This window comes from Bacillus sp. SJ-10 (assembly GCF_002843505.1).
GTDB lineage: Bacteria > Bacillota > Bacilli > Bacillales > Bacillaceae > Bacillus > Bacillus velezensis.
This window is the reverse complement of record NZ_CP025258.1, coordinates 3,237,318-3,253,063: the sequence shown is the minus strand read 5'-3', so window position 1 is coordinate 3,253,063 and position 15,746 is coordinate 3,237,318. Positions and strand designations below refer to the sequence as shown.

The 15,746-nt window shown below is 44.2% G+C and carries 2 protein-coding genes; both read left to right on the top strand.

Going from position 1 to position 15,746, the window contains the following annotated elements; translation table 11 throughout:
- Nucleotides 1–28 precede the first annotated feature (28 nt).
- Nucleotides 29–8,740 (top strand): type I polyketide synthase, encoded by an 8,712-nt coding sequence (locus CXL14_RS15930; protein WP_014417643.1) that lies wholly within the window; start codon nucleotides 29–31, stop codon nucleotides 8,738–8,740.
- Nucleotides 8,733–15,737 carry an SDR family NAD(P)-dependent oxidoreductase gene (locus CXL14_RS15925; protein ID WP_014417644.1) on the top strand — a complete coding sequence of 2,335 codons (7,005 nt, stop codon included), beginning with the start codon at nucleotides 8,733–8,735 and terminating at the stop codon, nucleotides 15,735–15,737. The genes CXL14_RS15930 and CXL14_RS15925 overlap by 8 nt, the downstream gene beginning before the upstream one ends.
- Nucleotides 15,738–15,746: the final 9 nt, after the last annotated feature.

The following is a 15,746-nucleotide window of genomic DNA, read 5'->3' as shown; positions in this document are numbered from 1 at the left end:
GCCATTTGTAAAGGGGATGAAGATTTTTATGAAAGAAGCCCGTCATATTAGAAAAAAAGTACTTTCTGACATAGAAAGCGGCATCATTTCTTTGGAAGAAGGAGTAAAGCGGATACAGCAGCTTGGTTCTCATTCCGCAGGGGGTAACGGACAGGCGATATATTATCAGACGGTCTGGCAGCGGACAGATCTCAGCATTCATGTAAAAGGCGGCCGACGTGAGGGCAGCCTTTTATTATTTGATAAAAATGAAATTGTGAGAAATGAACTTGCTGCATTGCATGATACAAGGGTTATTTTGGTTAAGCCGGGGAAAGAGTTTCGAAAAACCGGGGACGGTGTATTTGAAATCGACCCCCGCTCTGAAAGAGATTACATAAACCTGTTAGGATGGCTTATAGAAGAAGAGAAGTCAGATATACGGGAAGCGGTGCATTTATGGTCAGACATGCCGTTTGAAAAGACTGAGAGAGCGATTCGTGAACAATGCGACAGCGGAGTCTATTCTTTGTTTTTACTGCAACAGGCGCTCTTCAAAAATAACTGCCGCAAACCGATCAAGCTGTTATACGGATATTTTTCGCATCTTTCCGGAGAACAGCCTCTTTACGCGGCGGCAAGCGGATTTTTGCGGACATTGCAGCTGGAAAATCCGTTAATCTCAGCAAAAAGCATTGAATTGGAGCAGTCAATAGCAGCCGTTCACGCGGCTGATATCATACGCAATGAGCTGAGTGATTTCCAGCCTTCAGATGTAGAGATCCGTTATAAAGACATGCAGCGTTATGTTAAACAGCTCAAAACGTATGAACCCGAAAAAAATTCCCGAAGCGGAGATGTGCCGCTGAGAGAAAATGGAGTATATATTATCGCGGGAGGCGCGGGCGGATTAGGATTTACCTTTGCAGAATATTTGGCTTTTCAAACAAAATGCTGCCTTGTTTTAACGGGGAGATCTCCGCTTTCAGATCATATAAGAAAACAGCTGAGACGATTAGAGGATGCCGGTTCTTCAGCTGTTTATGTTCAGGCTGATATTACCAATAAGGAAGAAGCCGAATATGTAGTCAAAAAAGCCAAAACTTCTTATGGAAAAGTAAACGGGGTCATTCAGGGCGCGGGAATCATCCGTGATTCTTTCCTTCTTAACAAGTCACGAGAGGAATTCGATCAGGTAATCAGACCGAAAGTATTGGGTACGATGTGGCTGAATGATGCTGTTGAGAAAGAAAATCCTGACTTTTTCATTTGCTTCTCCTCTACTTCCGCAGTGTTGGGAAATGTCGGGCAATCTGATTACGCGTTCGGAAACAGTTATATGGATCATTTCATGAATATGCGTTCTGCCCAGGATTCTGATACGATTTCTCTCTCTCTGAACTGGCCGCTGTGGAAAGAAGTCGGCATGCAAGTGGATGAGCGCACGGTAGAGACAATGAAAAAGGCGGGTTTTTATCCTTTAGAAAAAGAAGAAGGTAAAGAAGCGTTTGCAGTCGCATTGTCCTCCGGTTTTTCGCAATTTACTGTATTTTACGGAGATGAGCAAATTGACAATCATGTTCATCAATTATATGAACGAAAAGACAATATTCAGGCAGATGAAGGAACAGGGAGAAATATCGAATCATTTGATTCAGAGAAACTGACAGCTGAAACATCTGATTTTATTATAAAAATGATTGCTGCAGAATTCAGGATGCCTGCGGACAAAATAGATGCAGAAGAGGCATTGGAAAAATACGGACTTGATTCCGTTATGATTATCAATATGACGAATGAGCTTGAAAAACATTTCGGCGCGCTCTCAAAAACGCTGTTATTCGAATATCAGACTGCGGCAGAATTGTCACAGTATTTCGTTGAGGAGCACAGGGATACTCTTCTTCATAAACTCCGGTTAGGAGAAAACAGGAGCAGCACCCCATCTCAGAAGAAAAAAGACAATAAACAGACAGCCGAAGTTAACGGGAAACAGAAAATCCAGATGAAAAATCAGGTGCAGCAGCAGGAGAAGTATCATGACAATGATATCGCGATTATCGGTATCAGCGGACGTTACCCGATGGCAAATGATCTTGATACTCTGTGGGAAAACTTATTGAACGGTAAAGACTGTATAACTGAGATACCTAAGGATCGGTGGGATTCGGGGCTGCACTATCAGCCCGCAGCGGGCGATGAAGTAAAAAACCAAAGCAAATGGGGGGGATTTATTGACGATGTGTATCATTTTGATCCGTTGTTCTTTAATATTTCTCCTGCCGAAGCTGAATTAATTGATCCGCAGGAGAGACTGTTTTTAGAGACGGTTTGGCACACCATAGAAGATGCGGGGTACGCAAAGAAAACGCTTGAAAGAAAAAACGTCGGTGTTTTTGCAGGGGTTATGTACGGCCAATATCAGCTGTACAGCGTTGGTCACGAAGCGGCCGTTTCTTCCTCATATGCATCAATCGCCAACCGGGTATCCTACTTCTTTAATTTCAGCGGGCCAAGTATTGCTTTGGACACGATGTGTTCCTCATCATTAACGGCTGTTCATTTTGCTTGTGAAAGTTTAATCAGGAATGAATGTGAAATTGCAATTGCAGGAGGCGTCAATTTATCCATTCATCCTCATAAATATGAACTCTTGACTCAAGGCGGATTTTTATCCAGTGATGGCCGATGCAGAAGCTTCGGTTCAGGAGGAGACGGCTATGTGCCGGGAGAAGGGACAGGTGCCGTGCTGCTGAAACCCGTAAAAAAGGCTATTGCCGACGGTGATCAGATTTATTCAGTGATTAAGGCAACAGCCATCAACCACGGTGCTAAGACGAATGGATATACCGTGCCGAATCCCAAAGCTCAAAGTGAGGTCATTACGAGAGCCTTAAAAAAAGGATTTATTGATCCAGACAGCATCAGCTATATAGAGGCTCACGGAACAGGCACCGCGTTAGGAGATCCGATTGAAATCACCGGTCTGACCAAAGCATTTTCAGGTGCCGAACGCGATAAGAAGACATGCGCGATCGGGTCGATTAAATCAAATATCGGACATCTTGAGGCTGCTGCAGGCATAGCGGGCATTACGAAAGTTATTCTTCAAATGAAACATAAAACAATTGTTCCGTCACTGACTCATTCTGCTGAATTGAATGAAAATATACCGTTTCAAAAAACACCTTTTTATGTACCGGACAGTGCCGAAAAATGGGAGTCATCCGTTCCCAGGCGTGCCGGAATCAGTTCTTTCGGGGCAGGAGGAGCTAATGCCCATGTTATTTTAGAAGAATTTGCGGATGAAGCTATCTCTCCTCTCGCGGCTGAAGAACCTGAACAGCTTTTATTTGTTTTTTCTGCAAAAAATGCCGACAGGCTGGAAGAATATGCAAAACGCGCAAAAGAACATATAGCAGCCAGAGATTATCCATTAGAAACACTTAGAAATACAGCATTTACTTTACAAACCGGCAGAGAAGAAATGCCGCACAGATTGGCTGTTATCGCCTCCACAAGAGATGAATTGCTTAAAGGACTGACAGACTATACTCTCGGAAACGCGATGGATCATATTTTTACAAGCGGCAAAGACACAACAGAAGCAAAAAGGATGAACAAAGCTGAAATTGAAGAAGCAGCCGCAAACAGGGATCTTTTGAAGATTGCTGAATACTGGGTTGCCGGTAACGGGGTAGATTGGCCGTCACTTTATAAAGATGTCACTCTGAGACGGGTATCAGCACCCGGATATCCATTTGCCAAAGAGCTATGCAGAATAGATGCGCAAAATACGGGAAGCCGCCGGATGAACGTAAATAACGATCTGCATCCTTACATTTCATGCAATATATCTGATTTTAAAGCACAGAAGTTTCTTATCAATGTAAGCGATACCGATTTGTATATAAAAACAAAGTATCAAGACAAGGAAATGTTTCCGTTTCTCAGCCAGATTGAAATGGCGAGAGCTGCCGGAGCGATGGCTTCAGGGAATCCGATTATTAAATTAACAGAGCTCTCCTTTAGAGAACCGATGTTACAAAGCGGAAGCAATGAGCAGATCCGGATTGTATTAACCCCGGATAATCAGGGTGCATCGTATTCTATAGAAAAACAGAGCGACTCATCCATTTATTCCTCAGGGCGGCTCGAATTAGAAGGCGGGGCGTACGAGAACGGAAATATTCGTCTTGAGCCGTTTCTGTCTCAGCGCGCAGACCGCATACCGTATGAAGCGTTTTATCAGCGGCTTGCCGAATTCGGATACAGCTGCAGTGACAGTCTGAAAGCCGCAGAGCAATGTGTCAGCAGGAACGGACAGGTACTTTTAAAGATAAAAGCAAAGGCCGAGCCGAAAGGGTGCATAATCAAACCGGAAGTTATTGAGAGCGTATATCAAGCCGTCATATACCTTGCGGGGGAAAATGCCGGAGAGCTCCCGGAAAACATTAAAGAATGTACGATTTTTGATCATGAGACTGAACCCGTTTATGTATATGCAGAACAAACTGAAGAAAGCGATTCGGCTTATGATGTGTATGTATTAGACAATGCCGGCGGGATTTTGATGGAACTGAGCGGACTGGTTTTTGGCGGAAAGCCTAATAAAAATGTACGTTTTTATGAGCATAAGTGGGATCAAAAAAACCCTCTGATTGAAATGAAAGATAGGGAGCCTAAAACAATTCTGGTCTTTGCAAAAGATGAAGCATTGGCTGGAGCTCTGAAAAATCAATCAGACAGCCGTGTCATTCTCGTCACGCCGGATCAGCGGCAGACCGATCAAAATCTGCTGACATTCTGTATAAACCCGGAAGTGACGTCAGATTACATTCGTTTATTCGAAGAATTGGAGAAAAAGGGGTTTTCTCCTGATGTCATCTTGCACACGGGAGAAACATTTTACGCGGGTGACCGCCTTCTCAGCGGCCTGGAATCAATTTTTTATTTATTAAAAGCGCTGAACGCCCGCAGTGACGCCGCTCTTTATCTTCATTCTCTGCTTCTTGTTCACTCTTTTAAAGAAGGCGTGAATGATCCGTATACGGGCGCTCTTGCAGGCTGTTTAAAAACGGCAAATATGTTGGTGCCATCCGCAGAGAATGTGAAGTCAATCGGTTTTTCAGAACGTATATCAATTGAAAAAATGGCTGAATTTTGTCTTAACGAAATGGTTTCAGGCGTGGAACGGCAGGCGGAAGAAGTTAAATATATAAATGACAAGAGGTATGTTAAGACATTAAAGGAGTATGTATTCAATCATACAGAGCACTCTCATCAGCTGAAACAGAAAGGGATTTACCTCATAACGGGCGGTTTGGGCGGTCTGGGCCTGATTTTCGCCAAATATTTAGCCTCTCAATATCAAGCAAAATTAGTATTGACGGGAAGGTCACCGTTAACAGCTGATAAACGACATAACATTGACCGGCTGCAGGCGCTTGGAGGAGATGCGGTATATTATCAAGCTGATGCCGCAGATCAAAAGACGATGGGACGGGTCATAGAAGAAACGAAACGGACTTGGGGCTCCATTCAAGGCGTTATTCATTCAGCTGGTCATGCCGATGATCGGTTATTTACAGAGATGAATCTGACTGATTTTTCAGAAGGCATGACTGCTAAAATTGAAGGAACGGTATGCTTAGATGAATTAACGAAAGATGAGCCGCTTGATTTCTTTATCGTATTTTCTTCTATTTCTGCGGTCTTCGGAGATTTTGGACAGGTTAATTATGCGTTGGGCAATTATTTTCAAGATCAATATATAAATTGGAGATCCGAACAGAGCCGCCGGCAAGAGAGACAAGGCAAGAGCATTTCGATTAACTGGCCGTTGTGGCGTAAAGGCGGAATGCATTTAAACAAAGAAGCTGAAGAAGCATATCTTTCCGCATCCGGGTTTGATTATTTGGAAACGGAAGAAGGGATAGCGGCTTTTGAGACGATTTTGGCAAGTGACTGTCCGCAAATTTCGGTTGTTACCGGGGATGCCGGAACAACACCAGCAAAAAAAGACCTGCCGCATCAAAAAGTAAATACGCTTCCGGTTCGTCAAGAGGAAATTTCTTATACAGCACCGGTGTCTGCAGACAATGTCCTGGAAGAACTGAAGCAAATGGTATCGGAATTATTGAAAATTAACATTGAACAGCTGGATACGGCAGAGAATTTCGGCAATCTCGGCTTTGATTCTATCAGTTTGAAAACATTAGCTGTCCGACTGAATAAAAAATACAAGCTTAAGCTGACACCTGCCGTTTTCTTTACTTACAGCCATATAAAATCTCTTTCAGAATTTCTAAACAGTGAACTGCGTACTGTTGCAAAAGGGAATACAGATGCAGAAAAAAACATTTCTGAAAAAAGGAAAGTAGTGCACGCTGGGAAAACCGCCGGGAAAACCGTGAAGCCGCCGCGAAGTTTTCCGTTTGAAAAAAAGACAACAAGACAGGCTGACCATCATCCAGAGAAGCAGCCAGTTGCCATTATCGGGATGAGTTGTGTTTTTCCGGGATCAAAAAATGCAGATGAGTTTTGGATCAATTTAATCAATGAAAAAGATTTGATTCAGGAAATTCCCCCGGATCGCTGGGATTGGAAAAAATACGCCGAAGGCAAAGGAAGCAGCGAAGTACATTCGAAATGGGGCGGCTTTATCACAGATGCCGATAAATTCGATGAGGCGTTTTTCAATATTAATCCGCGGGAAGCAGAACTCATGGATCCTCAGCACAGAATTTATTTGCAGGAAACCTGGAAAGCGATAGAAGATGCGGGTTACAAAGCTTCAAAGCTGTCTGGAAAAAATATCGGGGTGTTTACGGGCATTCAATTTAATGATTACCGCCAGCTGCTGATGAGGCATTCGGACGGGGCGCATGCGTTTGCGGGAACCGGAAACAGCCAGGCGCTCATCAGCAATCGTGTATCCCACTATTTTAATTTCAGAGGTCCGAGTGAGTCCATTGATACAGCCTGCTCAAGCAGTCTTGCAGCAATCCACAGAGCTGTGCGCTCGATTCAAAATGGCGAAAGTGAGCTGGCGGTAGCAGGCGGGGTTTCGCTGCTCTTAGATCCAGTCACGCATATGTATACTGATAAACTCGGTATTTTGTCTAGGGACGGCCGGTGTAAGACGTTTGATAAACTTGCCGACGGTTATGTCCGCGGTGAAGGTGCAGCTGTTCTGTTATTGAAACCATTGCAAGCGGCAATGAATGACAGAGACAATATTTACGGAGTCCTGAGAGGAACCGGAGAAAATCACGGAGGAAGATCTGCTTCATTGACCGCTCCGAACCCGGAAGCTCAGGCTGAACTGTTAACGTCTGTTTACAAAAATGCCGGTATTCCTGTTGATACGATATCTTATATTGAAGCACACGGAACCGGGACAGAACTGGGAGATCCGATTGAGATTGAAGGCTTGAAAAAAGCGTTTGGATCTTTTGAGCCGCATCCAGGAAAGAATCATGACCAATATTGCGGCATCGGTTCAGTAAAAACGAATATCGGTCATTTAGAGCCCGCCTCTGGAATGCCGGGGCTGATTAAAGTATTACTATCCATGAAGTATAAAACATTGCCTGCCACACTTCATGTCAAGGAGCTGAACCCTTACATTCAATTAAGCGGAACACCGTTTCATATTGTCAATAAAACGATGAAGTGGGCCAGATTAAAAGATCGAAAAGGAAATGAAATTCCGCGCCGTGCCGGAGTCAGTTCCTTTGGATTCGGCGGGGCAAATGCTCATGTCATCGTGGAAGAATTTGAATACGGCCAAGATAAAGCAGTAACTGCCGAGCGGGAACAAATCATTGTTCTATCGGCCAAAACAAAGGAAAGGCTGATGGTTAAAGCCAAAGAGTTAACAACATTTTTACATGAAGAACGATCAGTTCAATTCAGTCAGCAAGAGGTGCAGGAACGTGATTTACAAGAGGCGGTTCGGGAAGCGGCAGCGGGTATCCTGCGTTTAGATACCGCAGATATAGATGCAAAGACACCTCTTTCGGAATTCGGATTTGATCCGTTGGCTTATTCCGAATTAATCTCTTTTATAAACCAAATGTACGGCACAGAAATATCACTTGACATATTTCAGGAATTAAAGACACTGAGCGAGCTGTGCCGCTATATCAGCCGCATCCGGAATCGATCAGCTGATAAACCGCATAACGGCAATTTTAGAGAAAAGTCCGGATTCGGTCTTGAAGAAATAGCATATACGCTGCAAACCGGAAGGGAACCATTTGAATGCCGCCTTGCGATCACTTGCTCGAATACCGGAGATCTTCTTGAAAAATTAAACGGTTACATCCAGGGGAGCAGGCTGCAAGGTGTTTATGAAGGAAATGTAACGGATTTTGATAGTCTGTACGCTCCTTTATTCGGCGGCCCCGAAGGTCATGCATATGTTCAATCACTAATTCAGCAAAACAAGCCGGCCAAACTGGCTCAGTTGTGGACGATCGGTTGTGAAATCAGCTGGGAAGACTTGTATGAGGAGGAACTCAAACCGGTTAAACTGTCTCTTCCTCTTTATCCTTTCAGCAAGAACAGACATTGGATTCATTTAAATAAAGATGAAGCGCAGAAGGCTGAGGCTTTCTCGAACACTGAGCTTCACAACTCAAATAAAGATACAGCAGATGGAGAAATCATGTCGCTTCTTGAAAAAGCACAAACAGGTGAGATGAATACGAAAGAGACGTCAGAGCTGATAGAGGAGTTGCTTTTCCATGAATGAAAAAACGATGCAAATTGAGCAAATCGTGAAAAAGGTGAAAGAACGCAGCCTGACGCCTGAAGAAGGGCTGGAATTCATTAAGAGCTTGGGGAAAACCCATCTATATGAAATGGTATGGGATAGACATGAATTTAAAGGCAGTGAAAAATTCCCGCATACGAAAGAGCCAATTTTATTTTTTTGCGAAGACGACAGCATGTATACCGTAATGAAGAGGCAGCTTGAAGGCTATGAGGCACCTTTCATTTACGTGACTTCCGGCGAGCGTTTCGAAGATTGCCGGAACGGTCGTTTTACAATGAACTTTACAAAAGGTGAGGATTATGATGCGTTATGCGGGGTTCTGCGTTCTCAAAATATAAGACCCCGCCACATTATTCATTTTTTAGCTGCCGGGCTCTTCAAAAATACGGAAGATGCAATGAGAAAGCAGCTCAATAAAAGTCTGTATTCCTTGTTTCAAATGTTTCAGGCCTTAATGGCGAACAAACTTTGTCCGAAAGCAGAAATTTTGTACCTGTATGAAAATACCGAGGGCGAGGTTCAGCCGATTTATAACGCGGTTGAAAGTTTTCTTAAGACCGTACAGGCCGAAAATCCGAATTTCACATGTAAGGCTGCAGAGCTGAAATCAATGTTTGACGAGCCGTTTACAAAGCAGCATATTGCAGATGTCATCTCTTTTGAATGGAACAATCAATGTAAAACGGACCACTTTACCTGCTATGAGCCGAGGCATTATTATAAAAGGCAGCTTCAAAGAGTAAAAAAAGAAGATGGGGAGAAACATAGTTTCAGTGTAAAAAAGAACGGTGTGTATTTAATTACGGGAGGAGCCGGCGGTCTTGGGTATCTGTTTGCTGAATATCTGGCGAAACAGGCAGAAGTCAAGCTGGTATTAACCGGGCGTTCCCCGGCCTCCAGTGAAACGGCGCAAAAATTGAGCGCTCTTGAAAATCTTGGCGCTGAAGCCTTATATGTCCCGGCAGATATTTCAAAGGAAAAAGAGACGGACGCTTTGATTAAGCACATTAAGCAGACATTCGGAGAATTAAACGGAATTTTGCACAGTGCCGGACTTGTTAAGGATGCATTTATCATAAAAAAAACGAAAGAAAGCATAGAAGAAGTTATAGCGCCTAAAGTATTCGGAACCGTTTGGCTGGATAAAGCAGCTGAAGAAGAGCCTCTTGATTTCTTCGTTATGTTTTCATCCCTTTCGGCCGTTCTGCCTAATGCGGGTCAAAGCGACTACGCCTTCGCTAACGGATGTATGGATGGATTCACTCAGTATCGAAGCATTAAAGGACGTCCCGGGAAAACACTTTCTATTAATTGGCCGTTATGGGATGCGGGCAATATGACAGTCGGGCCGGGAGAGCTGCAAGCTTTAAGACATGCAGGGCTGGAACTTTTATCCGCCCAAGCAGGGCTTGCCGCTTTTCAGGACAGTATGAGCCGCTCTGCTTCTCAGCTGGCTGTTATCAGCGGAGACAAAGATAGAATAAGTGAATTACTCTCAACTGATCATAAAGAAATAGAGACTGTGCCTGAAAACAACAGTAATCTGCCGCAATTAAATGAAAAAGATCTGAAAAAGCAAACGGTCCGTCTTTTGACAGAGATCGTCGGTGCGGAAACGGGAAGACCGGCGGACAGTATTTTACCCGAGGATACGTTTGACCGTTACGGAATTGATTCTCTCACGATTTTAGGTCTTAACTCCCGTCTGGAAAAATATTTTGGAAGAGTGTCTAAGACTCTTTTCTTTGAATACAGCAGTGTTGAAGAGCTGTCAGAGTATTTTCTTGAACACTATCATCATGAGTTGAAGAAGGCGTTTTTACCGGCAGCCGAACAGCGAATTGATCATTCGGCGCCGGCGAAACGGGAGAAGCTTTCCGTTTCCCGCATACCATCCGCACCTTCCGAGGAAGATATTGCAATTATCGGTATAGCCGGCCGCTACCCGATGGCGAAGGATGTGGAACAGTTTTGGGAAAATATTTCTTCCGGAAAAGATTGTATAACGGAAATACCGAAAGAGCGCTGGGATTTTCGGAAATATTATCACACAGGTGACAATGCCCGTCATGACAGCAAATGGGGAGGTTTTATAAAAGACGCTGATAAATTCGATCCGCTGTTCTTCTCAATTTCGCCCCGTGATGCCGAGTTAATTGATCCTCAGGAACGGTTATTTTTAGAGACAGCGTGGCACACGTTTGAAGATGCGGGTTACACAAAGAAAAAGTTGAAACGGCATAAGACAGGTGTATTTGTCGGCGTCACCTACAGCCACTATCAGTTATTTGCAGCCGGTGCTTCAGATGATGAGGAACGTCAGGCGCTCCTGTCTTCTTATTCGTCTATCGCAAACCGGGTGTCATATTTCTTTGACCTGCACGGACCCAGCCTTGCAATTGATACAATGTGTTCTTCTTCACTTTCTGCTGTTCATTTTGCATGTGAAAGTATAAAAAGGGGAGAATCCACCCTCGCTATTGCCGGAGGAGTGAATTTATCCTTACACCCTGATAAATATACTTTGCTTTCACAAAATCATTTTGTTTCAAGCGATGGGCGCTGCAGAAGCTTTGGAGCGGGAGGAGACGGATATGTGCCGGGAGAAGGAGTCGGGGCCGTTCTTTTGAAATCGCTTTCTGCCGCGAAGGCTGACGGGGACAGGATTTACGGTGTGATTAAGGGAACATCTGTAAATCACGGCGGAAAAACAAACGGATACACTGTGCCAAATCCGGGCGAGCAGGCAAACGTCATCAGTGAAACTCTTGATAAGGCGGGGATTGATGCAGACAGCATAAGTTATATTGAAGCGCATGGCACCGGGACATCTTTGGGAGACCCGATTGAAATTTCAGGATTAACCAAAGCTTTGCACAGCTCGAAAAGCGATTATCGTTGTGCAATTGGTTCGGTTAAGTCAAATATCGGACACCTAGAGGCTGCGGCGGGAATTGCTTCTATTACAAAAGTGCTGATGCAAATGAAGTATAAACAGCTTGCTCCTTCCCTTCATTCCGATCACTTAAATCCTAATATTGATTTTGGGGAAACACCGTTTTACGTGCAGTCTGAACTGACCGATTGGGAGACGCCGCAAAATCAAGCCAGAAGGTCAGGCATCAGTTCTTTCGGCGCTGGAGGATCTAATGCCCACATTATCATCGAAGAGTATAAGAATGAAGAAAAGATGGAAACGGTACAGAGCAACAAGACGCAAATTATTCTGCTTTCTGCCAAAAATGAAGAACGGCTCAGACTCTTGATTGATGCATATATAAAAGAACTGGAGCCAAAAACGTCATTAGCTGATGCTGCGTACACCTCGCAGACCGGGAGAAACGCTATGGAAGAGCGGCTCGCTGTTGAGGTTAGCAGCATTGACGATCTTCGCAATAAGCTGACGATGTATTTGCGTTCAGATCATAAGTTAAACGGTTTATATAGGGGAAAGGCCCGCCGAGGCGCTGGTCAAAAGGATGCCATGTCAGCCGCTCACTTTAAAAGTGCAAGAGAAATGGCCATTCACTGGGTGAACGGAGGAGATGTTCAATGGGAAGAGATGTACACTTCGGAATTACCGAAGCTTATCTCTCTTCCTGCATATCCTTTTGAACGGAACAGATATTGGGTGCCTGCCGCAAAAGCAGCACAGAAACAGAAAAAAACAGGCGTACCGCAGAGTCTGCCCCATGCACCGACTGACTTATCATTTGATGTATTAAAAAAATCGTGGAAAAAACAAAAGGCTGCGCCTTCCGCTTTTACGAAAGGACAGGTGATGATCCTGGCTAATAGTGAAAGTGAGCGGCTTGCATTCGAATTGTTTGATTCAGACCCTATGATTGAATCCGCTGTCATTTGCGCAGATAACTGGGATCATTCGGATGGGGAAGCCAAAAAAACGGCTCTAGCGGTCATAGAAGAAAATCCGGAAATCATCGGCATGATTGACCTGTCAGATTTCCGGAGTGATCAAAACGGGGCACGCACTGGCACAATCGGGAAGCTGACACTGCTGCAGGAAATCATAAAGACACGTAAACAGCTTTTCGTTTTACATGTGACCAGAGGGCTGCAGACATTTCTGAATGACAAGCCGTCGTTAGCCGGAGCCGAAACAGCCGGACTATATAAAATGCTGAGTGCGGAGTATCAAAAGATAAAATCAAAAACAATAGATGTAGACGGGCATGTCGGGACTGCGGCGGAACTGAGACAGGTAATCACAGATGAAGCTTGCGCTGACGGGCTGTATAGTGAAATCTGCTACCGGAACGGTGAACGTTATATTCCATACGTCGAGAAATTACATGCAGCGGAAATAAACCGGAAACTATCCGGTCTGCCAGTATGCCGTACGGATCAAACCCTGGTAATTACAGGGGGAACAAGAGGGATCGGAGCAGAACTTGCCAGACATTATGCCGGCAAGGGAGTCAAAAAACTTGTGTTGATGGGAGTAACCGACCTTCCGGAATCTGATAAAATAGCCGGCATGTTAAAAGACACCGATGAAAAGTCACCTCTTTATTCGAAATTACAACTGCTGCATGAGTTGGATCAAAAGGGAGTTCAGGTGGAAGTGTATTCCGGGCCGCTCACGGAAAAAGAAACATTACATCGCTTCTTTTCAGAGGTGAGACTGAAGTTCGGCAAAATCGGCGGGGTGATTCATTGCGCTGGTGCAGCCAATCATTCGAATCCGGCTTTTATTCATAAATCTGATAAAGAAATAAGAGAAGTATTTGAGCCAAAGGTGCAGGGGATGCAGGTACTTCATGACATTTTTATTGATGACGAACTTGATTTCTTCATTTTGTTTTCATCTGTTGCGAGCGCTTTTCCTTTATTAGGCGCCGGAACAAGTGACTATGCCGCAGCGAACGCTTTTATGGATTACTTTGCGGCGTATCAGCATGCAGCCGGCAGAACATATTATCAATCAATTAACTGGCCGAGCTGGAAGGACATTGGGATGGGCGAGGTGACAAGTCCATCATATCAGGCACTTGGTTTACTATCTCACTCAACAGAAACAGGTATTGCCATGCTGGATGAAATGATGACGATAAACGGATACCCCTGCCTTATACCGGCAAAGACACATCCGGAGAAATTCATGCTGCAGCAGCTGCTTCAGACAAGAATTCAAGCTGCTAAAAATAACCCGGATGCTGAGGAAAAAGTGATTTCTGGTCAGGGAGACAATGAAGCTATGATCAGGAAGTTAATGGAGATTTTTTCCGCAGAGCTGAAAATACCTTACGGGAATTTAGATCAAGATACGTCTTTTGCGGATTACGGAGTTGATTCAATCTTACTGGTTCAGCTTGTCAAAAAAGCGGAAGATGCATTTCAAATAAAAATTGAACCTTCAGCTTTTCTGGAGTATCCGAGTTTTTCACAACTGGCCGTCTATTTAAACGAATTATTTGCAAGTGAGGGGATCAGTCCTCAAATTGATTCAGAAAACATTGAGGTTCGGAAAAAAGAGCAACATATAAATCAAAATGCTTCCGAAGTACGGGACAGCGGATCTCAAATGCAACAAACCAGTCTGAACCAAATCGCTATTATCGGAATGGGCTGTGAGTTTCCGGATGCTCCGGACACAGAAACGTTCTGGACAAATTTGAAGAAAGGACAAAATAGTGTCCGCGAAGTCCCGGCGTCGCGATGGGATATTTCTTCATACTACTCTGACACCTATGAAAAGGGAAAAAGTATCAGTAAGTGGGGCGGATTTCTTCAAGATATTGAGTCTTTCGATCCCGCATTTTTTAATATGAACAAAAGTGAGGCATCAGAGCTTGATCCGTTAATCAAAAAATGCCTTGAGGTCAGCGTCCAGACATTGAGAGACGGCGGCTATACAAAAGAAGAAGTATCAAATAAAGAAGTCGGCGTCTTCGTCGGTTCGCGGACCGGGACGTTTATGTCCAAAATAGGTTCCCCTTCAAAAAATACGATCGTTGGTATAGGACAAAATTTCATAGGCGCGCATATCTCACACTTTTTTAATCTGAAAGGACCGAATCTGGTTGTAGACACGGCTTGTTCTTCTTCATTGGTCAGCGTCCATCTCGCTTGTCAAAGCCTGATGTCAAAAGAGTCAGATATGGCGATTGCGGGCGGGGTTGACATTTTGCTGGATCAAAAGCCTTACGTCATGCTGAGTGAGGCTCGGGCGCTTTCACCTGAAGGAAAATGTCATACATTTGATGAGAAGGCAGATGGATTTGTACCGGGAGAGGGATGCGGCGCAGTCCTTTTGAAAAGACTTGATGATGCCCTTGCCGAAGGTGACAGAATTTACGCGGTAATTGACTCATCCGCGGTTAATAATGACGGACAGACAATGGGAATGACAACACCTAATCCGAAAGCGCAAAGCGCAGTGATAAAAAAAGCCCTGAAAAAAGGCGGAATTGATGCAGATACTCTCAGTTATGTCGAGACGCATGGCACCGGTACGATGATAGGAGATCCGATTGAATTAAAAGCGCTGACTGAAGTGTTCCGGGAGGTTACGGAAGAAACGCAATTTTGCGGAGTAGGCAGCGTAAAAACGAATTTCGGACATTTAATGAGCGCAGCGGGGATAGCGAGTATTATAAAGGTTGCCTTATCCATAAAAAATCAGATGCTCCCGCCGACATTACATTGTAAAACGCCAAATCCGCGTTTTAAATTTGATCAGTCGCCATTCTTTCCGAACACGTCTTTAAAAGAATGGCGTCCCAGAAAAGGGGTTTTGAGAGCCGGAATCAGTTCTTTTGGATTCGGGGGCACGAACGCACATATGATATTGAGCGACAGCCATCTCACATTAGGATATGGAGAGACAAAAAGACACCCGCTTTCTCCGATTATATTCAATAAGGAACAATGCTGGATCGACAATGGAGAAACTCCAGAAAAGGAAGAGTCAGAATTGCTGATTCCTTTACTTGATTTCAAAGAATTATAAAGAAAAGAA

Bases quoted from the DNA above. Each gene is read 5' to 3' on its own strand.
- CXL14_RS15930 (WP_014417643.1), top strand. From the start codon at position 29: ATGAAAGAAGCCCGTCATATTAGAAAAAAAGTACTTTCTGACATAGAA.
- CXL14_RS15925 (WP_014417644.1), top strand. From the start codon at position 8,733: ATGAATGAAAAAACGATGCAAATTGAGCAAATCGTGAAAAAGGTGAAA.